We start from the raw sequence: 20,443 nt of genomic DNA on the forward strand, positions 1-20,443 counted from the left end.
GCATTACCACCAGTACTTCCCGAAGTTTTCCGGATTCGCCCAGAACCTGGAGTTGAGCCAGTCGGGCACTTGTTTGTATTCAAGCAGATCGTAGGTGAACAGGGTCAGGACCTGTGCGTCGCGCTGGAAACGTTCACTGGCTTGCAGGGCCAGGGAAAAGAAGTCGGTTTCCTGCCAGCCGCAGGCATCCAGGTCGGCCAGGACCGCGATGCGGCTGGCGTTGAGGTTGCGGATCCCGCCGAGCAGGTTCAGGCCATCGCGCTTGGGCAGATGCTCCAGGCAGTCGACCGCCAGCGCCAGGTCGAAACGGCGCGCCGCCAGTTCTGCTGGCAAGGGGCCGGGAGCGGCCTGGGCGAGGACGGTTTCGGGGTGCGCCTGACAAAACGCTTCCAAAGCCGGAAAGCCACTGGCGCCGATCAGCAACAGCTGGCGCGGGGCGTAGCGCTCGAGCAGGGCGGCCATGGCTTGCTGGGGCGTGCGCGAAGAAATACCGGCGGTCATCGAAAATCCTCAATCGTTGAGTGGCAAAGACTAGCCTGCCCGGACCTGCGGGCCTAGAGCCGTCTTGCCTGAAATGACCGGCGCTTTTCCCTCGCTACGCCGCAAAGGCCCCGTGGCCGTTGGCTGGCGCAGATTTAAAGGCGGGTCTTTACTCCCCCAAATCGGTGCCAAGCCGATTCCCTCAGGAGAAAACTGGATGAGCATAGTTCGGACAGCATTACCTTTGGTTCTGCTAACCAGTGTGTTGACTGGTTGCGCAGGTTTGCAAAAAACCGATTGGCCGACCTGCGCCGCCGTCGGGGGTGTCGGCGGGGCCGCGTTGGGCGCGATTGAAAGCTCGTCGTGGGCCGGCTACGGCGCCTTGCTCGGCGCGGGTGTCGCGGCCGGTTATTGCTGGGTGCATGGTGACGGCGACGAAGACGGCGATGGCGTGCCGGACAGCCGCGACAAATGCCCGGGCACGCCCAAGGGCGTGCAGGTCGATGCCAACGGTTGCCCGCCGACGCCTGTGGCCGCGGTCGAGGAAGTGGTGGTGGTCAAGGAAGAGACCATTGTCATCCGTGACGTGCACTTCGAGTTCGACTCGGCCAGGCTCACCGCAGCCGACAAGGCCAAGCTCGACACCATCGCCACCCGCTTGAAACAGGAGGCCCCAAGTGCGCAACTGCGGGTGACCGGCTACACCGACAGCGTCGGCAGCGATGCCTATAACCAGCGCCTTTCGGAAAAACGCGCGCATTCGGTGACCGAGTACCTGATCGGCGCGGGTGTGCCACGGGGCAGTTTCGTCTCGGTGGCGGGCGGCGGCGAAAGCCATCCGGTGGCGGACAACAAGACGGCCGATGGTCGTGCGCTGAACCGCCGTACGGAAATCAAAATCAACCGCTGACCACTCGGCGCACATGCCCGCCATGAGCGGCTTGTGCAGCCGCCCATGGCGGTCTTTACTCCTGTGTTACCGGTATGGGCCGGTGACACAGGAGCATTCATGATGAGTCTTCTCTCGCGAGCCGCCTTGCCGGTTCTACTGCTTGGCAGCCTGCTCACAGGTTGCGCGACCCACAGTGACGGTACCGCCCCCCTCAACCAGCGTACGTGGCCCATCTGCAGCCTGATCGGCGGCCTGGTGGGCGGCGGCCTGGGCGCCATCGAAAGTGGCGGCTGGGCCGGCGGCGGCGCGGCACTTGGCTTGGTGACCGGTGGCTTGATCTGCTACGCCCAGGATGGCGACCAGGACGACGACGGCGTGTTCGACCGCCGCGACCGCTGCCCGGATACCCCGGCCAATACGCCGGTCGACAACCGCGGCTGCCCGTTGCCGCAATACCCGGCCGCGCCACCACCGGCCGTCGAGCCGGCGCCGCAGTCCGAGGTGATTACCCTCAGCGACCAGGGCGACGTGCTGTTCGCCTTCGACTCGGCGGAACTGACCCCGCAAGCCCGTGAGCAGTTGCAAGGCTTGCTGGCCAAGCTCCAGGGGGCCGATGTGGTGAGTATCCAGGTCGTCGGCCATACCGACAGCCAGGGAACGGACGCCTATAACCAGAAGCTGTCCGAGCGCCGCGCCAGCAGCGTCGCGGCCTTCCTGCTGAGCCAGGGACTGGCGCCGAACAAGCTGACCAGCCAGGGCAAGGGCGAGAGCGAACCGGTCGCCGACAATGCCACCGAAGAAGGGCGGGCGCAGAATCGCCGGGTGGAGTTGCACCTCCAGCGTTGATAACGGGGCGGGCGGCGGGAGAATTTTCGCCGCCCTCTGGCTTATCCCGCGTTGAAATCGTTACTGTGCGCGCAAAGAAAAATTCGCAAAGGGGGGCATATGAAGGTGTTTTGGGGGCTGGGCAAGGTCTTGACGCTGTTGTTCTGGTTGGTGGTGCTGGTCAATCTGCTGCATCCGCTGGTCCATCCGATTCAGTTGCTGGTCAACCTGACGGGTGGCCTGTTGCTGGCGCTCCACCTGCTGGAGGTACTGCTCTTCAATAGCAGCCTCAAGGGTCGCGCCCATCCGTGGCGGGATCGCCTGCAGATCCTGCTGACCGGCATTTTCCACCTGCAGACCTTCAAGGCGCCCGCGCCCGTGGAGGCCAGCCATGCGTAAGCTGTGCCTGCTCGCTGCGCTGTGCAGCCCCCTGGTCCAGGCCCAGGTGGTGACGGTCGAGACCCATTCCCTGATGCGCTTGCCCAATACCACCAGCAGCCTGCAACTGGAGCGCCTGGAGGTGGCCGACTACGGCACCTTGCTGGTGCCGTCGAATGTCACCGAACTCAAGGTCAGCGAACTGCGCCTGGGGCGCGAGGCGCGGATTGCCATCGTTCCTGGTGGGCAGAGCCTGCAGATGAATGTGGACCGCGCCGAGCTGGAGGCCGGTAGCCAGATCACTTCCCGCGGGGCTCCCGGAACGTACGAGAAACCGGCCAAGCCCGGGCGCGACCTGACGCTGCGTATCGTCTCGCTGCAGGCGGGGGAGCTATCGCTGGATGCGCGCGGCGGCACCGGTGCGCCGGGTTACGTCGGCCTCGACGGCGCCAACGGCAAGGAGCCGGGTTGCACCTGGGGCCAGGCCGGGCGTGGCGCCAATGGCGACAACGGTGGCGATGGCCAGCCGGGTGCGGCGGGCGCCCAGGTCCGCCTGGAGTTGCCACGGGATTATCCGGCCGAGCAGATCAAGGTCCAGGTCGATGGCGGGGCTGGCGGCCAGGCCGGTGCGGGCGGCAAACCCGGCGCCGGGGGCAAGTCCAAGGGCTGCTTCGTCTATCGGGCCGACGGCGGCAAGAGTGGCCGTCCCGGCACCGAAGGCCAGGCCGGGCCGGTCGGCCCTGCGGGTTCGGTAACGGTACAGCGCCTGTAAATTCCCACTATCGGTCGCCGGTTCCGGCGCCATCGCGGGCAAGTCGAATCGCCGCCCGCGATGCTTTTTACCGGCGTCCGCCTCAGAACATCGGCCTGGCTGCCGCCACGGCTACCAGTACCAGGCCGATGATCAGATTGATCCCCACCAACTTCCGAATATTGCCCAGGGTCGTCGCCCCGGTCGGCCAGTCCTCGTCCGCCACCGCCTGGCGCAGCGTCGGCAGTTGCAACGACTGGATACGGATAAACAGGGCGGTCATCACCACATACAGGCCCATCATCACCTGCACATAACGCGGGGCGGTCTCGAACCCGCTGAAGCGCAAGTGGAGCAGGCCGATACCGCTGATCGGCAGCAGCACCACCGCGACCCAGACCCAGACGAAAAACCGCGGGAACACAGCGGCCCACAGCTTCAAGCGCGCCGGCCCCTCGAGGGCCGCCACCGCTGCCGGGCGCAGCACCATCCAGGCGAAAAACATGCCGCCGACCCAGACCAGGGCGGCCAGGACATGCAGGGCGTAAGCAAGGGCAAAGGCGGTCATTCGGGTACTCCGTTCTGCGCAGGATGAATTAGCGGGGTATGATAGCGGCCGATCCGAACCACTGAAAATTTATCCAGCGTTTCTCGCGCCCCGAAGAACCATGATCAGCAACGAACTCAAAACCACGATCCAGGGCGCCTACTCGCGTTTTCTCGAAGCCAAGAGCCTGAAGCCGCGATATGGCCAGCGCCTGATGATCGCCGAAGTGGCCAAGGTCCTGGGCGACGTCGACACCGATGACGAAGGCCGGCGCTCCGGCGACCCGGCCGTGGTGGCCGTGGAAGCCGGCACCGGTACCGGCAAGACCGTGGCCTACAGCCTGGCGGCGATTCCCACCGCCAAGGCCGCCGGCAAGCGCCTGGTGATCGCCACCGCCACCGTCGCCCTGCAGGAGCAGATCGTCTACAAGGACCTGCCCGACCTGATGCGCAACAGCGGGCTGAACTTCAGTTTTGCCCTGGCCAAGGGGCGCGGGCGCTATATGTGCCTGTCCAAGCTCGACATGCTGCTCCAGGAAGGCCACGCGCAGACCGCCACGGCCCAGCTGTTCGAAGAGGAAGGCTTCAAGATCGAGGTCGACGAGGCCAGCCAGAAGCTGTTCACCAGCATGATCGAGAAGCTCGCCGGCAATAAATGGGACGGCGACCGCGACAGCTGGCCCACCGCCCTGGAAGACGCCGACTGGGCGCGCCTGACCACCGACCACAGCCAGTGCACCAATCGCCATTGCCCGAACTTCGGCCAGTGCGCCTTCTACAAGGCCCGCGAAGGCATGGGCAAGGTCGACGTGATCGTCACCAACCACGACATGGTCCTGGCCGACCTGGCCCTCGGCGGCGGCGCCGTGCTGCCGGACCCGCGCGATACCCTGTATGTGTTCGACGAAGGGCACCACCTGCCGGACAAGGCCATCGGCCACTTCGCCCATTACACCCGCCTGCGTTCCACCGCCGACTGGCTGGAGCAGACCGCCAAGAACCTCACCAAGCTGCTGGCCCAGCATCCGTTGCCGGGCGACCTGGGCAAGCTGATCGAGCAGGTGCCGGAGCTGGCGCGGGAGATCAAGACCCAGCAGCAGTTCATGTTCTCCATGTGCGAGCAGATCGCCGACTTCAAGACCGGCGAAGACATGGAAGGCCGCGAGCGGCCGCGCCATCGTTTCGTCGGCGGGCTGATTCCCGACCACGTGCGGGAAACCGGGATCGAGCTGAAGAAGGGCTTCTCGCGGCTGACCGACCTGTTCACCCGCCTGACCGACCTGCTCAAGGAAGGGATGGACGGCGAGGTCAATATCGGCATCGCCAGCAACCAGGCCGAAGAGTGGTACCCGCTGTTCGGCAGCCTGTTGTCCCGTGCCTCGGGCAACTGGGAGCTGTGGACCGCCTTCACCACCGAAGACCCGGAAGACAACCCGCCGATGGCGCGCTGGCTGACCCTGGCGGAAAGCGGCTCGCTGTTCGACATCGAGGTCAACGCCAGCCCGATCCTGGCGGCGGAGATGCTGCGCCGCAACCTGTGGAACGTGGCCTATGGCGCGCTCGTGACCTCCGCCACCCTGACCGCGCTGGGCACGTTCGACCGCTTCCGCATGCGTGCCGGGCTGCCGAAGAAAGCCGTGACGGCGGTGGTGCCCAGCCCTTTCCATCACGCCGATGCCGGGGTGCTGCGGGTCCCCGACCTGCGGGCCGACCCGCGGGATGCCGCGGCTCACACGGCGGCGATAATCCGCGACCTGCCGGAGCTGGTCGAAGGTTCGCGCGGTTCGCTGGTGCTGTTCTCGTCGCGCAAGCAGATGCAGGACGTTTTCGACGGCCTGGATCGCGACTGGCGCAAGCAGGTGTTCATCCAGGGCAACCTGTCGAAGCAGGAAACCCTGAACAAGCACAAGGCCCGGGTCGACGGTGGCGATGCCAGCGTGCTGTTCGGCCTGGCCAGCTTCGCCGAGGGCGTGGACTTGCCCGGCGCCTACTGCGAGCACGTGGTGATCGCCAAGATTCCGTTCTCGGTGCCGGACGACCCGGTGGAGGCGGCGCTGGCCGAGTGGATCGAGGCCCGGGGCGGCAATCCGTTCATGGAAATCTCGGTGCCGGACGCTTCGCTCAAGCTGGTCCAGGCCTGCGGCCGCCTGCTGCGGACCGAACAGGACCGCGGCACCATCACCTTGCTGGACCGGCGCCTGGTCACCCAACGCTATGGCAAGGCTATCCTCAACGCCCTGCCGCCGTTCCGTCGGGAAATTTCCTGAGCACGGCCGGCTCGCTGGCCGGCCGCGTTGTCATCCCATGCAACTGATTGCACACAGGCCGTCGTTCGGCCGTTAAGGAGCACCAGGTTCATATGATTCGCCGTTCGTTACCCACTGTCCTTGCTCTGTTGTTCGCCACGCCGCTGCTCGCCGCGCCCGGGCAACAGACGCTGTTCAACTTTGTCCGGCCTGCCGATGTGGTGCAGGTCGCGACACAGGATGCCAGCCTGCCGCAGTCCAATGCGGAGCAGACAGCCGAAGGCGAAGTGCTGCGCCGGGTCACCTTCAACCCCGTGGCGCAGCCCAGCCTGCGCCTGACCCCGCAGACCGGGGCCTGGGACTGGTCGCAATCCGGGGTCATGAGCCTGCGCCTGCAGAGCGCAATGGACTGGGCCCTGACCCTTTACGTGAAGATCCAGAGCAATGACGGCAAGACCCTGGTCAGCCGGGTCGACTTGCCGGCCGGCCCGGCGCAGACCTTGCTGGTGCCACTGGTCGCCAGTTCGCCCTTGAGCCAGGGCATGAAGGCCGGTCCGCCGATGCCGATGACGTTCGAAGGCCAGCGGGTGCTGCTGGCCAGCAGCGAAGGCGAGCTGGACCGCAGCCAGGTGGTGTCGGTGACCCTGTCGATGGACCGGCCGAAAGTCGCCCAGAGCATCCTGCTCGAACGCTTCGGCGTGCAGGACGGCGAGGCGGTGTTCAAGGCGGCCTATGGCGGGCTGGTGGATGTCTACGGCCAGTCGACCCGGGCCCGCTGGCCGGAAAGGATCGCCAGTGACGAGCAGCTCAAGGCTGCGGCGGCCAAGGAACAGCAGCAACTGAAAAGCTGGCTGGCCGAACGCGAGCGCACGTCCCTGGATACCTTCGGTGGCCTGGACAAGGGGCCGGTCTTCAAGGCCAGCGGCTTCTTCCGCACCGAGAAGCGCGACGGTCGTTGGTACCTGGTGACGCCGCAGGGGCATCCGTTCTACTCCCTGGGGGTCAATGCGGTGACGGCGGATGACAGCCAGACCTATGTCGCCGGTCGTGAATGGATGTTCACTGCGCTGCCCAACGCCGACGAGCCGCTGGCCAGCCATTACGGCGAAGGCGACAACCGCGGCGGCAACGGCGCCGACCAGGGCCGGGCTTACAACTCGGGGCGCTGGTACGACTTCTATGGCGCCAACCTGCAGCGTACCTATGGCGTGCCTTGCGCGCCGGCCAGCGTCGCGGATGCCAGCGGCACCGAGGCCAAGCCAGGGCCGGGCGGCGAATCGGCAACGCCGCCTTGTTCCGCCGCGGCCCAGGCGCAGCAGCGCTGGGCCAGCCATACCCTGGATCGCCTGCAAGCCTGGGGGTTCAACACCATCGGCAACTGGAGCGCGCCGGCCCTGGGGCTGAACGACCGTGTGCCTTACACCTTGCCGCTGTCGATCGTCGGCGATTACGCCAGCATCAGCACCGGCACCGACTGGTGGGGTGGCATGCCCGACCCGTTCGACCCGCGTTTCGCCATGGCCACCGAGCGCGCCGTGGCCATCGCCGCCCGCGACCACCGTGACGATCCCTGGCTGATCGGTTACTTCGCCGACAACGAGCTGGCCTGGGCCGGCCCTGGCGACGACCCCAAGGCCCGTTATGCCCTGGCCTACGGCACCTTGCGCATGACCACCGATGTCCCGGCCAAACGGGCGTTCCTCAAGCAATTGCGCGACAAGTATCGCAACCAGGAGGGCCTGTCGAAGGCCTGGGGCATCCACCTGAGCGCCTGGGAACTGATGGAAGACCCGGGGTTCGAGCCGCCGTTGCCCAACCCGGAACATCCGGAGATCGAGGCCGACTTCCAATATTTCCAGAAGGTCTTTGCCGACACCTACTTCAAGACCATTTCCGACTCGCTGAAATGGCACGCGCCGAACCACCTGCTGCTGGGCGGACGCTTCGCCATCAGCACCCCCGAGGCCGTGGCGTCCTGCGCCCAGTACTGCGATGTGCTGAGCTTCAACATGTACACCCTCAAGCCGCAGGACGGTTACGACTTCGCCCGGCTGAGCGCGTTGGATAAACCGGTGCTGATCACTGAATTCAACTTCGGCTCCCGGGATCGAGGCCCGTTCTGGGGCGGCGTGACCGAGCTGGCGCGGGAGGAGGAGCGTGGCCCGGCCTATGCCCAGTTCCTCAAGCAGGCGTTGAGCGAGCCGTCGATCGTCGGGGTGCACTGGTTCCAGTACCTCGATCAGCCGGTCACCGGGCGGCTGCTGGATGGCGAGAACGGCCATTTCGGCCTGGTGGGTATCACCGATGTGCCGTTCCAGGGATTTGTCGACAGCGTGCGCAAGAGCAACCTGCAGGCCCTCGACCAGTTGGCCAAGGAGGCCGGCAAAGCCAAGGCCGAAGCCGACCAGGCCGCCGCCCATGGCGCCGACGGCGGCAAGCCGGGCCACGCTGGAAAGGGCGCAGGGCAGGGCAGCGGCCATGCGGGTGGGCACGCGGGCAATGGCCATTAATCGCTGAACCCGGCTTTATCGTGCCGCGGGCCGGTCCGCTTCTACACTCACGCGTAGGGGCTGGCCGGCCCGTCTTGCGTTCAGCGCCGGCCGATTTCTGAACAATTCTCCCGGCGAGGCGCCGTCGGGCTCGCGTCTGTTCCCAAAATCCTCGAGGGCTGGAACAATGCGCACCACTTTGTAGAGCAGGTTCCGGGGGATTCACGGGTGCAGATTCAGGGTCATTACGAACTTAAGTTCGAGGCGGTGCGCGAAGCCTTTGCGGCCCTCTTCGAGGATCCCCAGGAGCGCGGCGCGGCGCTGTGCATTCAGGTCGGTGGGGAAACCGTGATCGACCTGTGGGCCGGGACCGCCGACAAGGACGGCAGCGAAGCCTGGCACAGCGACACCATCGCCAACCTGTTTTCCTGCACCAAGACCTTCACTGCGGTCACGGCCTTGCAACTGGTGGCCGAGGGCAAGCTGCAACTGGACGCGCCGGTGGCCAGGTATTGGCCCGAATTCGCCGCGGCGGGCAAGGAAAGGATCACATTGCGCCAGTTGCTCTGCCATCAGGCCGGGCTGCCGGCCTTGCGCGAGCTGCTGGCGCCGGAAGCCCTCTACGATTGGCAGACCATGGTCGATGCCCTGGCGGCGGAAGCCCCTTGGTGGACGCCGGGCGAGGGCCATGGTTATGCCGCCATCACCTATGGCTGGCTGGTGGGTGAGTTGCTGCGTCGGGCCGACGGGCGTGGGCCTGGAGAATCCATCGTGGCGCGGGTCGCCAGGCCGTTGGGGCTGGACTTCCATGTCGGCCTGGCCGACGAGGAGTTCTACCGCGTGGCGCATATCGCCCGGGGCAAGGGCAATGTCGGCGATGCCGCCGCCCAGCGCCTGCTGCAGGTGACCATGCGCGAACCCACCGCGATGACCACTCGCGCCTTCACCAACCCGCCGTCGATCATGACCAGTACCAACAAGCCGGAGTGGCGGCGCATGCAACAGCCAGCGGCCAATGGCCATGGCAATGCCCGCAGCCTGGCCGGGTTCTACAGTGGCCTGCTCGATGGCAGCCTGCTGGAAGCGGACATGCTGCAAGAGTTGACCCGCGAACACAGCGTCGGCATGGACAAGACCCTGTTGACCCAGACCCGTTTCGGCCTGGGTTGCATGCTCGACCAGCCGCAGGTGGCCAACGCGACCTTCGGTCTCGGCGCCCGGGCTTTCGGGCATCCGGGGGCAGGCGGCTCCATCGGCTTTGCCGATCCCGAGTACGACGTGGCGTTCGGTTTCGTCACCAATACCCTCGGTCCTTATGTGCTGATGGATCCCCGAGCGCAGAAGCTGGTGAGGGTTTTGTCGGATTGTCTGTAAAAAGGTTGCTGTTAAGAACTTTTTTGCTTAAACATGTTTGAAAAGCTGCAGGCAGGAACCCTGTGGCTTTTATACTTTCCAAGCGTCTGTTTGTCCGGTTCTTAGAGACCGTAATTATTTATCTCATTTTGTGGATATCCCATGTCGTCGAACAAGTCCTTAGCCTTGGCACTTTGCCTCACCGTTACCGGTTGTGCACAAACCCCACAAAATGACGCAGATGGTGGCCACTGGTGGTCTTTCGGTTCCGATAAGACCACCGCCAAGGAAGCCGTGCAGCCGGTAGAAAAAGCGGCTGCCAGCGAAGCTTCCGCTGCCAAGACCGCCGTAGCGTCGTCCGCCAAGGCCGCGACCGCTCCTGCGGCGGCCAAGGTCGACGCGGCAGCCGCCAGCGCTGCTGCCGCACCGGCCGCCAAGGCCGAGGAAGCCGGTAAGTGGTGGTGGCCGTTCGCTTCCACCGACTCGGCCAAAGACGCAGCCAAGGAGCCGGTAGCCGACGCCAAGGCCCAGGCCGCGACCGCGGCGCCTAAAGTGGCCAAGGCCGATACTGGCAACTGGTGGTGGCCTTTCAACCAGACGCCCAAGGCGCCGACCAAGGAAGACGTGAAAGACATTCCGATGCCGGACCCGAAAATCACCCAGGCCTGGCTGGACGACTACGAGCCGCGCCTGCGTGAAGCCATCAAGGACAGCAGCCTGCAACTGGAGCGCCGCGAGAACACCCTGGTGGTGATTGCGCCGGTCGACGGCTCGTTCAACCCGGATCGTCCGGCCATGCTGCTACCGGTGACCCTGAATCCGTTCACCCGCGTGGCGAAGACCGTGGGCACCGATCCCAAGACCTCCGTACTGGTATTGGGCCATGCCGACACCACCGGCGCTGCCGCCGACAACCAGAAGCTGAGCCGCGACCGTGCGCAGTCCGTTGCCGCGATTTTCAGCCTCACCGGCCTGAAGCGCGATCGCCTGATGCTGCGCGGCATGGGTTCGGTCATGCCTCGCGCGGCCAACGACAGCGCTGCAGGTCGCGCGCTGAACCGTCGGGTGGAAATCGTCGTGACCCAGCGCAGCACCATGCTGGCCCTGCTGAGCAAGTACAACCAGCCGACCCCGTCCCAAGTTGAACTGGTTGCCGTGCAGGACGTGAAGCCGGCTGCTCCGGCCGCTTCCGCCAAGAAGGCTACCGCGGCGAAGAAAGCCGCTCCGGCGAAAAAAGCCCCGGCCAAGAAGCCGGTGGCCAAGAAAGCCCCCGCCAAGAAGACCACCACTGCCAAGGCTTCGACCAAGGTAGCGGCCGACCAGGCGAAGAACTGATTCATCAGGCATCAGGCAAAAGGAAGCTGCAATGACCCAGGGGCTGGCGGATATGCGCCGCGACTACACCCGTGATGGATTGACCGAAGCCCAGGCGCCGGTCGAGCCCTTCGCATTGTTTCACCAGTGGTTCGCCGAAGCGGTGAAGACCGAGCAGCCACCGGTGGAGGCCAACGCCATGACCCTGGCGACCGTTGACGAAGAGGGGCGCCCCCATTGCCGGATCCTGCTGCTCAAGGGGCTGGATGCGCAGGGGTTCACCTTCTTCACCAACTACGACAGCGCCAAGGGGCAGCAACTGGCCACCCGGCCTTTTGCCGCCATGACCTTCTTCTGGCCGGCCCTGGAGCGTCAGGTACGGATCGAAGGCAAGGTGGTCAAGGTCAGTGCCCAGGAGTCCGACGCCTACTTCCAGGTTCGCCCGCTGGGCAGCCGCCTGGGGGCCTGGGCCTCGCCGCAGAGCCGGGTGATCGCCGATCGCGCGGAACTGGAGGCCTTGCTCAAGAACACCGAGGCGCGGTTCAGCGACACCCAGCCCCATTGCCCTGAACACTGGGGCGGCTATCGCCTGCTGCCCGAGCGCATCGAGTTCTGGCAGGGCCGCGCCAGCCGCCTGCACGATCGCTTGAACTACCGTTTGCAGGGGGCCGACTGGGTGCGTGAGCGCCTGGCGCCCTGAGCGAATCTCAGGTCACTCGCCGGGATAGCCGGCCGCGGCGGCTTCCAGCCACTGTGGCAGGTCCCGGCGTTTTACTTTCTGGCGGTGGGCATTGGCCAGCTGTTGCAGCATGAAGGCTCTTTTCTTCTCGTCCGCGCCGGCCAGCGACAATGCCAGGTCCCGATCCATCCAGCGCCTGATCCGGACATACAGCCACCCATGGAAGTACAGGCCGGCTGCGGTGGTCACGACAATGATCAAGTAATCCATGGAAAATCCCTGGGGCGGTGGCGCAAGTCGGTAAACAAGCGCTACCGTGTGAAGAGTTTTTTAGCGCTGCGCAGTCTGTACTGCGGCTGAATAGAACCAATTTTATCCGGGCGATGCCGTGACAGGCGTCAAGCTGCGGAGTTTAATGCTTATCTGTCCTTTGGAGTTGATCCTATGCGTAAGTCTGTTTTGCTGGTTGCTTCCTTTTCCACGATGGCCATGTTGCTCACCGGTTGCCAATCCAACCTGTCCGGTGACTCTTACTCCCGTGACGAGGCGCGTCGCGTACAGACCGTTCGCATGGGCACCATCGAATCCCTGCGTCCGGTGAAAATCGAAGGCACCAAGACCCCGATCGGCGGCCTCGCCGGTGCAGCGGTCGGCGGCGTTGGCGGCAGCGCCATCGGCGGCGGCAAAGGCAGCATCGTGGCAGCGGTCATCGGTGCCGTGGCAGGTGGCCTGATCGGCTCTGCCACCGAGGAAGGCTTGACCCGTACCCAGGGCGTGGAAATCACCGTGCGCGAAGACGACGGCAGCATGCGTGCCTATGTGCAGCAGGTTCAGGAAAACGAAGTGTTCCGTGTTGGCGAGCGTGTGCGCATCATGAGCGTCAACGGCACCAGCCGCGTTGCTCACTAAGCGTTAACCGCGACAAAACAAAACCCCGGCCAGGCAACTGGTCGGGGTTTTGTGTTTTCAGCGGGGGTAGCGCCGGCGATCAGGCCGGCAGCTGCGGGTTCTTGCGACTGGCCGCGGCGGTGACGGCGTAGCCGATCAGGGCGGCGAACAGCGAGCCGGTGAGGATGCCCATGCGGTCCATGCCGGCGTATTCGCTGCTACCGGGGACGAAGGCCAGAGAGCCTACAAACAGGCTCATGGTGAAGCCGATGCCGCAGAGAATCGCCACCCCCAGCACCTGGCCCCAGTTGGCGCCGCCAGGAAGCGCCGCCAGGCCCGTTTTCACCGCCAGCCAGGTCAGGCCGAACACGCCGACGGTCTTGCCCAGCAGCAGGCCGATGGCGATCCCCATGGGCACGTAATGGGTGAAGCTTTCCACGGTGATGCCTTGCAGCGACAGGCCGGCGTTGGCGAAGGCGAACAACGGCAGGATGCCGTAGGCGACCCAGGGGTGCAGCGCATGCTCCAGGTTCAGCAGGGGCGAAGGTTCGGCGTTTTTCGTACGCAGGGGAATGCAGAACGCCAGGGTGACGCCGGCCAGGGTCGCGTGGACCCCGCTCTTGAGCACGCACACCCAGAGAATCAGGCCAACGATCATGTACGGGCCGAGCTTCACTACCCCCAGCCGGTTCATCGCCACCAGCGCCACCAGGCAGGCCGCGGCGAGCAGCAGCGACAGGGTCGACAGGGCGCCGGAGTAGAAGATCGCGATGACGATGATGGCCCCCAGGTCATCGATGATCGCCAGCGTCATCAGGAACAGCTTCAGCGACACGGGCACCCGCTTGCCCAGCAACGCCAGTACGCCGAGGGCGAAGGCGATGTCGGTGGCCATGGGAATGGCCCAGCCGCTGAGCGCTGGCGGGTTGTCCTTGTTGAGGAACCAGTAGATCAGCGCGGGCACCACCATGCCGCCGATGGCGGCGGCACCGGGCAGGACGATCTGCGAAGGCTTGGACAGGTGGCCGTCGAGGACTTCGCGCTTGACCTCCAGGCCGATCAGCAGGAAGAACATCGCCATCAGGCCGTCGTTGATCCACAGCAGCAGGGGCTTGGCGATTTTCAGGGCGCCGACCTGGGCGACCACGGGGGTGTCCAGCAGGCCGCTGTAGAGCCACGACAGCGGGGAGTTGTTGATGATCAGGGCAAGCACGGCAGCGGCAATCAATAGCAGACCGCTGGCAGCTTCCAACTGAAAGAAACGCGTGAAAGTGCTACGCAGAGGCAAGGTCGCTCTCCATCAGAAAACTAAAAAGGTGGCACACCCTAACCCGTACTCTTGGTTGTTAAAACAAAAGTTATATTCTTTTTTGTTATATGTAGAAGGACAGCGGCCTGCTGGAAAACCAGCCTAGCAGTTGTGTATCCAATTGATTCAAAACTGTACCTGTGAGGGGGGGTGGATGTTTCCTAACATGTCCGCCCCCGGCCCGGATCGGCGGGGCTTCCACCCGTTCGCAGCTGCTGATTCCCGGGTGCCCGGTTGCCTTGCGCCGGGTGCATTTATCTTTCCGCGTCCTGTGTGGCGTTCGAGCCAACGAGAAAAGACCATGAGCGACAACCGTCAGTGGGCCCGCGAGGCCATCCGGATCATCGAAGCCGACTTCCAGCGCAGCGCCGACACCCACCTGATTCCCTTGCCCTTGCCGGGCCTGCCGGGCATCGAGCTGTACTTCAAGGATGAGTCCAGCCATCCCACCGGCAGCCTCAAGCACCGCCTGGCGCGCTCGTTGTTCCTGTATGCGTTGTGTAACGGCTGGCTCAAGCCCGGGGCGCCGGTGATCGAGGCGTCCAGCGGTTCCACGGCGATTTCCGAGGCCTATTTCGCGCGCCTGCTGGGCTTGCCGTTCATTGCCGTAATGCCGGCCACCACGTCCCAGGAAAAGATCGCGCAGATCGCCTTCTACGGCGGCCAGAGCCACCTGGTACAGGACCCGACGCAGATCTATGCCGAGTCGGAGCGCCTGGCCCGGGAAAGCGGCGGGCATTTCATGGACCAGTTCACCTATGCCGAGCGTGCCACCGACTGGCGGGCGAACAACAACATCGCCGAGTCGATCTTCCAGCAGCTGCGTTTCGAGCGTTACCCGGAACCCAAGTGGCTGATCTCCAGCCCGGGCACCGGCGGCACCACTGCGACGCTGGGGCGTTATGTGCGTTATCGCCAGCATTGCACCCGGGTGTTGTGCGCCGACGCCGAGCGTTCGGTGTTCTTCGACTACTACCAGAGCGGTGATGCCAGCCTGCGCCTGGATTGCGGTTCGCGCATCGAAGGGATCGGCCGGCCGCGGGTCGAGGCTTCGTTTCTGCCCAAGGTGATCGATGCCATGGTCAAGGTGCCGGACGCCCTGTCGCTGGCGGCCATGCATTACCTGGCGCAGCATTTGGGGCGGCGGGTGGGGGGCTCCAGCGGGACCAACCTGGTCGGTGCGCTGATGGCGGCGCAGCAGATGAAACAGGCGGGAGAGAGCGGTTCGATCGTGGCCATCCTGTGCGACGGCGGCGAGCGTTATGCGACTACCTATTACGATCAGGACTGGCTGAGCGCCCAGGGCTATCAGTTGGCGCCCTTGATCGAAGCGGTGGCGGCGAGCGTGGAACGCGGTGAGGCGCTGCCGGCCAGCGTATTGCGCGCTGGTCTGTAGGAGCGAAGCTTGCTCGCGAAAAAGGTCAACACAACGCGGTATGTCAGACACCCAGCGTTTTCGTTGGCCTTCATCGCGAGCAAGCTCGCTCCTACAAGAGGGCTGTGTTACGCCTCGATGCCGAGGATGCTGCGCGCCACCGCTTCGGCGATGCGAATCCCGTCCACGCCGGCCGAGAGGATGCCGCCGGCGTAACCGGCGCCTTCGCCGGCCGGGAACAGGCCTTTGACGTTGAGGCTCTGCATCGACTCGTCGCGGGTAATGCGCAGCGGCGACGAGGTGCGGGTCTCGATCCCGGTCAGTACCGCGTCATGCAGCGAGTAACCCTTGATCTGCCGCTCGAAGGCCGGCAGCGCTTCGCGGATCGCCTCGATGGCGAAGTCCGGCAGGGCCAGGGCCAGGTCGCCCAGGGCCACGCCCGGCTTGTAGGACGGCTCGACGCTGCCCAGGGCGGTGGACGGCTTGCCGGCGATGAAGTCGCCGACCAGTTGCGCCGGGGCTTCGTAGTTGCTGCCACCGAGAACGAAGGCGTGGGATTCCAGGCGCTCCTGCAGCTCGATACCGGCCAGCGGGCCGCCCGGGTAATCCACTTCCGGGGTGATGCCGACCACGATGCCGGAGTTGGCGTTGCGCTCGTTGCGCGAGTACTGGCTCATGCCGTTGGTGACCACCCGGTTCGGTTCGGAGGTCGCCGCCACCACGGTGCCGCCCGGGCACATGCAGAAGCTGTAGACCGAACGGCCGTTCTTCGCGTGGTGCACCAGCTTGTAGTCGGCCGCGCCGAGTTTCGGATGGCCGGCGTACTTGCCCAGGCGCGCGCTGTCGATCAGCGATTGCGGGTGTTCGATCCGGAAGCCCACGGAGAAAGGCTTGGCTTCCATGTACACGCCACGGCCGTGGAGCATGCGGAAGGTGTCGCGGGCGCTGTGGCCGAGGGCCAGGATCACGTGCCGGGAGTGCAGCTGTTCGCCGCTGGCGAGCTCGACGCCCACCAGCTGGCCGTCTTCGATCAGCACGTCGGTCACCCGTTGCTCGAAGCGCACTTCACCGCCCAGGGCGATGATCTGCTGGCGCATGTTCTCGACCACGCCGGTCAGGCGGAAGGTGCCGATGTGCGGCTTGCTGACGTAGAGGATCTCTTCCGGCGCGCCGGCCTTGACGAACTCGTGCAGAACCTTGCGGCCGTGGTGTTTCGGGTCCTTGATCTGGCTGTACAGCTTGCCGTCGGAGAAGGTCCCCGCGCCGCCTTCGCCGAACTGCACGTTGGATTCCGGGTTGAGCACGCTCTTGCGCCACAGGCCCCAGGTGTCCTTGGTGCGCTGGCGCACTTCCTTGCCACGCTCGAGGATGATCGGCTTGAAGCCCATCTGCGCCAGCACCAGGCCGGCGAAAATCCCGCAGGGGCCGAAACCGACGACGATCGGGCGCTGCTCCAGGGCGGCGGGCGCCTGGCCGACGAACTTATAGCTGACATCCGGAGCCGGGTTGACGTTACGGTCGTCGGCGAACTTGTGCAGCAGCCTGGCCTCGTCGCGAACTTCGAGGTCGAGGGTATAGATGAAGTACAGCTCGGACGACTTCTTGCGCGCGTCGTAGCTGCGCTTGAACAGGGTGAAGTCGAGCAGTTCCTCGCTGGCGATGCCCAGGCGCTGCAGGATGGCAGGGCGCAGGTCTTCATCGGGATGGTCGATCGGCAGCTTGAGTTCGGTGATTCGTAACATGACAGGGTCCGGTTCGCGGGACGCACCAATGCGTCAGGGCGGTTTTACAAACCGGCGATTATAAGCCGCAAAGCCCGGACCCCGTGAGGTTAAAACGGTTGTCCGTCGCCTCAGTCGTTGCGCGAGCCGCCGAAGTAGGCGCAACCGCGCTGCACCTGGCCATCGACCCGCAGCTCCGCGCTCAGGTGCTGCACGCTGCCGGTCTGGCTGTCCACGCAGCGTTGCGGGGCGACCCAGAGTTCGACGTGGCGGTTGTTGGCCTCGCTGCTGAGGTTGAAACGGCCATCGCCCAGTTGCTCTTCCAGGTAGGGCAGGGCCAGGGCGGGCTGGTCGGCGCGTTCGATGCGCATGCCCTTGGCGCTGACGTCGACGTTCCAGGCCGGGGCCTTGCCGCTGGCCCGCAGGATCAGGCGCGGGAAGTCGGGGTCGCCGCAGGCGTCGTTCGAGCGTTCGAGCCGATACAGCTGGCTCAGCGCTACCTCGCTGTCGGCGCCGCCGGACTGGCTCGGGGAAAAGTGCCCGCGCAGGTCGGCGAACAGCGTGCCCTGCTTTTCCGCCAGGGTAGCGGCTTCCTGGAGGATGCTGGTGCCGCCGTCGTCCTTGACCGCATAACGCTGTTCGCCCGTGCAAGGCTTGAACAGCAGTCGGCCTTCGGCGGCGCTCAGCGTGCCTTGCATGCGGGTCTGGCCGGCCTGGGACGAGGCCCCGGACGAGCCGTCGAATACCGACAGCATCTGGCAACCGGCGAACAGGGGGAGCAGGGCGATACAAACGAGGGAACGGGCGGCACGCATCATCGGGTCTCCAATCAAGTGCCGCCACGTTACTGAGCCCGGCCGCGCATCACAACCCCGGAGCCAATCCCGCTTGCCGGCGATCCGGGCACTGCGGTGTGCCTGGCGTAGCGCTATCGCGAGCAAGCTTCGCTCCTACAGAGGCATGGGGTCAGCCGACGATAAAGGTCTGGCCAGTCTGCAGGCCTTCCACGCTCTTGGCATAGGCCAATGCCACGTCGGCAGCGGGGACCGGCTTGTAGCCGCGAAAGAACGGGGCATAGCTGCCCATGGCTTCTTCCAGCACGGTCGGGCTCACCGAGTTCACGCGCAGGCCGCGGGGCAACTCGATGGCGGCGGCGCGGACGAACGCGTCGAGGGCGCCGTTGACCAGGGCCGCCGAGGCGCCGCTGCGGATCGGATCGCGGTTGAGGATGCCGGAGGTCAGGGTGAAGGAGGCGCCATCGTTGGCGAACTCTCGGCCGATCAGCAGTAGGTTGACCTGGCCCATCAGCTTGTCCTGCAGGCCCAGGGCGAAGCTCTGTTCGTTCATCTCGCCCAGCGGCGCGAACGTGACGCTGCCCGCGGCGCAGACCAGCGCATCGAAGTGGCCGGTTTTTTCGAACAGGGCGCGGATCGAGGCGCTGTCGCTGATATCCACCTGGTAGTCGCCGCTGGTGCGGCCAATGCGAACGATCTCGTGGCGTTGCGCCAGTTCCTTGTCTACCGCCGAGCCTATGGTGCCGGTGGCGCCGATCAGAAGGATTTTCATGCTGCGGTTCCTCGTGTGGGGTGAACGAGGTTGCAGTCTAGTGCTGGTTTTTCCCCTTGATTAGCGCACTAATGGGCAACTTTTGGTTTTCGGATGGAAACAATCCATGAGCGAGATGGATGACCTGGCAGCCTTCGCTGTCCTGATCGAAGCCGGCAGCTTCACCCTGGCCGCCCAGCAACTGGGCTGCAGCAAGGGGCAATTGTCCAAGCGCATCAGCGCGCTCGAGGCGCAATTCGCGGTGGTCTTGCTGCAACGCACCACCCGCCGCCTGAGCCTGACCGCGGCGGGCGCGGCGCTGCTGCCCCAGGCCCAGGCGCTGCTGGCGCAGGTGCAGCGGGCGCGCCAGGCGCTGGCACGGCTCAAGGACGACATGGCCGGGCCGGTGCGGCTGACGATGCCGGTGTCCCTGGGGGAGAGCTTTTTCGATGGCGCGCTGCTGGCGTTTTCCCAGACCTACCCCGAGGTGCAGATCGAGCTGGAATTGAACAACAGTTACCGCGACCTGGCCCGGGACGGTTTCGACCTGGCGATCCGCCTGGAGGTGGCCAACGACCAGCGGCTGGTGGCCCGGCCGCTGCTGGCCTGGCATGAGATGACCTGCGCCAGCCCGGCCTACCTGGAGCAGCATGGCGAGCCGCGCGTACCCCAGGACCTGGCCGGGCATCGCTGCCTGCTCAACAGCCACTACAGCGGCCGCGAGGAGTGGCTTTACCACCAGCAGCACGAATTGCTGCGGGTGCGGGTGTCCGGGCCTTTTGCCAGCAATCACTACAACCTGCTGAAGAAGGCCGCGCTGGTGGGGGCCGGGGTCGCTCGGCTGCCGTCCTACCTGCTGCAGGCGGAACTGGGCGACGGGCGCCTGCGTGCCCTGCTGCGCGACTACCAGACCCGCAGCATGCCGATGTACCTGGTGCACCCGTACCAGGGCGGCTTGCCCAGGCGCACCCAGGTCCTGGCCGATTACCTGATCGACTGGTTCAAGCGCAGCGGCGAGGCGCTGGACCGCCTGTAACCGCCGAACCTGCAGGAGCGCAGCTTGCTCGCGATGACCGCGCCGCGGGCTGTCTGGAATACCGCGTTATCGTTCATCGCGCGCAAGCTGCGCTCCTACGGGAGAGGTGGGAGGTCAGCGGTAGCGGCGGGCGATCAGGTGGTCGATGGACAGCGCGCCGGGACCGCGGGCCATCAGGTACAGCAGGAGGGCCGCCCAGGTGCCGTGGGTCGGGTAGGCGTCGGGGTAGACGAAGAGCTGGATGGTCAGGGTCATGCCCAGCAGCGCCAGGGCCGAGAAGCGTGTGGCGAAGCCGATCAGCAGCAGCACCGGGAACAGGTGCTCGGCGAAGGCGGCCAGGTGCGCGGCCAGTTCCGGGGAGAGCAGCGGCAGCGCGTACTCGCTGCGAAACAGCGGGATCGTCGAATCGGCCAGGCGCGGCACGCCGAGCTCGAAGGTCCCGGAGAACAGGTCGATGGCCAGCCCCTCGATTTTGGTCTGGCCGGATTTCCAGAACACCGCGGCGATGGAAAAGCGCGCGACAAAGGCGATCAGGCTGTGGGGGATGCGTTCCAGCAACTGGATGAGCCGGTTCACCCCGCGGGTCAGCGGGTGGTGGGTGCAAGGGGGGTGCATG

At 65.4% G+C, this 20,443-nt stretch carries 20 protein-coding genes; 12 read left to right on the forward strand and 8 right to left on the reverse strand.

The window, feature by feature from the left end; all coding sequences use genetic code 11:
• Window positions 1-3: 3 nt before the first annotated feature.
• Window positions 4-501 (reverse strand): DUF6231 family protein, encoded by a 498-nt coding sequence (locus tag TO66_RS06500; RefSeq protein WP_044461557.1) that lies wholly within the window; start codon window positions 499-501, stop codon window positions 4-6.
• A gap of 196 nt (window positions 502-697) precedes the next feature.
• On the opposite strand from TO66_RS06500, the gene TO66_RS06505 reads away from it, so the two are divergent.
• From TO66_RS06505 to TO66_RS06520, 4 genes are all read left to right on the forward strand, one after another.
• Entirely contained in the window at window positions 698-1,390 is a 693-nt protein-coding gene (locus TO66_RS06505; protein ID WP_044461558.1) for an OmpA family protein, read from the forward strand.
• Between the two features lie 102 nt (window positions 1,391-1,492).
• Window positions 1,493-2,218 carry an OmpA family protein gene (locus tag TO66_RS06510; protein WP_044461559.1) on the forward strand — a complete coding sequence of 242 codons (726 nt, stop codon included), beginning with the start codon at window positions 1,493-1,495 and terminating at the stop codon, window positions 2,216-2,218.
• A gap of 99 nt (window positions 2,219-2,317) precedes the next feature.
• Window positions 2,318-2,596 (forward strand): DUF1145 domain-containing protein, encoded by a 279-nt coding sequence (locus tag TO66_RS06515; protein ID WP_044461560.1) that lies wholly within the window; start codon window positions 2,318-2,320, stop codon window positions 2,594-2,596.
• Window positions 2,589-3,347, forward strand: coding sequence for a hypothetical protein (locus tag TO66_RS06520; protein WP_044461561.1), 759 nt, complete (start codon window positions 2,589-2,591; stop codon window positions 3,345-3,347). Before TO66_RS06515 ends, TO66_RS06520 begins: the two co-directional genes overlap by 8 nt.
• 82 nt (window positions 3,348-3,429) lie before the next feature.
• Here the strand turns inward: TO66_RS06520 and TO66_RS06525 are convergent, their stop codons facing one another.
• A complete protein-coding gene (locus TO66_RS06525; protein WP_044461562.1) occupies window positions 3,430-3,894 on the reverse strand; it encodes a CopD family protein in 465 nt (154 codons plus the stop codon).
• Window positions 3,895-3,994: 100 nt separating this feature from the next.
• On the opposite strand from TO66_RS06525, the gene dinG reads away from it, so the two are divergent.
• The 5 genes from dinG (at window position 3,995) to pdxH (ending at window position 11,974) form a co-directional block, all read left to right on the forward strand.
• Window positions 3,995-6,139, forward strand: coding sequence for an ATP-dependent DNA helicase DinG (dinG, locus tag TO66_RS06530; RefSeq protein WP_044461563.1), 2,145 nt, complete (start codon window positions 3,995-3,997; stop codon window positions 6,137-6,139).
• A 92-nt stretch (window positions 6,140-6,231) separates the two neighbouring features.
• A complete protein-coding gene (locus TO66_RS06535) occupies window positions 6,232-8,628 on the forward strand; it encodes a beta-galactosidase (RefSeq protein ID WP_044461564.1) in 2,397 nt (798 codons plus the stop codon).
• A 207-nt stretch (window positions 8,629-8,835) separates the two neighbouring features.
• Window positions 8,836-9,981 carry an EstA family serine hydrolase gene (locus tag TO66_RS06540; RefSeq protein WP_044461565.1) on the forward strand — a complete coding sequence of 382 codons (1,146 nt, stop codon included), beginning with the start codon at window positions 8,836-8,838 and terminating at the stop codon, window positions 9,979-9,981.
• A gap of 141 nt (window positions 9,982-10,122) precedes the next feature.
• Window positions 10,123-11,295, forward strand: a complete 1,173-nt coding sequence (locus TO66_RS06545) for an OmpA family protein (protein WP_044461566.1) — start codon at window positions 10,123-10,125, stop codon at window positions 11,293-11,295.
• A 31-nt stretch (window positions 11,296-11,326) separates the two neighbouring features.
• Window positions 11,327-11,974 carry a pyridoxamine 5'-phosphate oxidase gene (gene pdxH / locus TO66_RS06550; protein WP_044461567.1) on the forward strand — a complete coding sequence of 216 codons (648 nt, stop codon included), beginning with the start codon at window positions 11,327-11,329 and terminating at the stop codon, window positions 11,972-11,974.
• A gap of 12 nt (window positions 11,975-11,986) precedes the next feature.
• Here the strand turns inward: pdxH and TO66_RS06555 are convergent, their stop codons facing one another.
• On the reverse strand, window positions 11,987-12,223 hold the full coding sequence (locus TO66_RS06555) for a hypothetical protein (protein ID WP_044461568.1): 237 nt from the start codon (window positions 12,221-12,223) through the stop codon (window positions 11,987-11,989).
• Window positions 12,224-12,397: 174 nt separating this feature from the next.
• On the opposite strand from TO66_RS06555, the gene TO66_RS06560 reads away from it, so the two are divergent.
• Window positions 12,398-12,862, forward strand: coding sequence for a glycine zipper 2TM domain-containing protein (locus TO66_RS06560; protein WP_023969877.1), 465 nt, complete (start codon window positions 12,398-12,400; stop codon window positions 12,860-12,862).
• A 79-nt stretch (window positions 12,863-12,941) separates the two neighbouring features.
• On the opposite strand, the gene nhaA is transcribed toward TO66_RS06560, so the two are convergent.
• Window positions 12,942-14,129, reverse strand: a complete 1,188-nt coding sequence (nhaA, locus tag TO66_RS06565; protein WP_044461569.1) for a Na+/H+ antiporter NhaA — start codon at window positions 14,127-14,129, stop codon at window positions 12,942-12,944.
• Between the two features lie 322 nt (window positions 14,130-14,451).
• On the opposite strand from nhaA, the gene TO66_RS06570 reads away from it, so the two are divergent.
• A complete protein-coding gene (locus TO66_RS06570; protein WP_044461570.1) occupies window positions 14,452-15,546 on the forward strand; it encodes a PLP-dependent cysteine synthase family protein in 1,095 nt (364 codons plus the stop codon).
• A gap of 107 nt (window positions 15,547-15,653) precedes the next feature.
• On the opposite strand, the gene TO66_RS06575 is transcribed toward TO66_RS06570, so the two are convergent.
• The 3 genes from TO66_RS06575 to TO66_RS06585 form a co-directional block, all read right to left on the reverse strand.
• On the reverse strand, window positions 15,654-17,267 hold the full coding sequence (locus TO66_RS06575; protein ID WP_044461571.1) for an NAD(P)/FAD-dependent oxidoreductase: 1,614 nt from the start codon (window positions 17,265-17,267) through the stop codon (window positions 15,654-15,656).
• A 110-nt stretch (window positions 17,268-17,377) separates the two neighbouring features.
• Entirely contained in the window at window positions 17,378-18,061 is a 684-nt protein-coding gene (locus tag TO66_RS06580; protein WP_044465960.1) for a COG3650 family protein, read from the reverse strand.
• A 151-nt stretch (window positions 18,062-18,212) separates the two neighbouring features.
• A complete protein-coding gene (locus TO66_RS06585) occupies window positions 18,213-18,812 on the reverse strand; it encodes a short chain dehydrogenase (protein ID WP_044461572.1) in 600 nt (199 codons plus the stop codon).
• 106 nt (window positions 18,813-18,918) lie between these two features.
• Between TO66_RS06585 and TO66_RS06590 the strand changes: the two genes are divergently transcribed.
• A complete protein-coding gene (locus tag TO66_RS06590) occupies window positions 18,919-19,827 on the forward strand; it encodes a LysR family transcriptional regulator (RefSeq protein WP_044461573.1) in 909 nt (302 codons plus the stop codon).
• A 114-nt stretch (window positions 19,828-19,941) separates the two neighbouring features.
• On the opposite strand, the gene TO66_RS06595 is transcribed toward TO66_RS06590, so the two are convergent.
• The gene (locus TO66_RS06595; RefSeq protein WP_044461574.1) at window positions 19,942-20,442 is read right to left on the reverse strand and encodes a DoxX family protein; all 501 of its coding nucleotides are present in this window, start codon (window positions 20,440-20,442) and stop codon (window positions 19,942-19,944) included.
• Between the last annotated feature and the right edge of the window lies 1 nt (window position 20,443).

This window comes from Pseudomonas sp. MRSN 12121, assembly GCF_000931465.1.
Taxonomy (GTDB): domain Bacteria; phylum Pseudomonadota; class Gammaproteobacteria; order Pseudomonadales; family Pseudomonadaceae; genus Aquipseudomonas.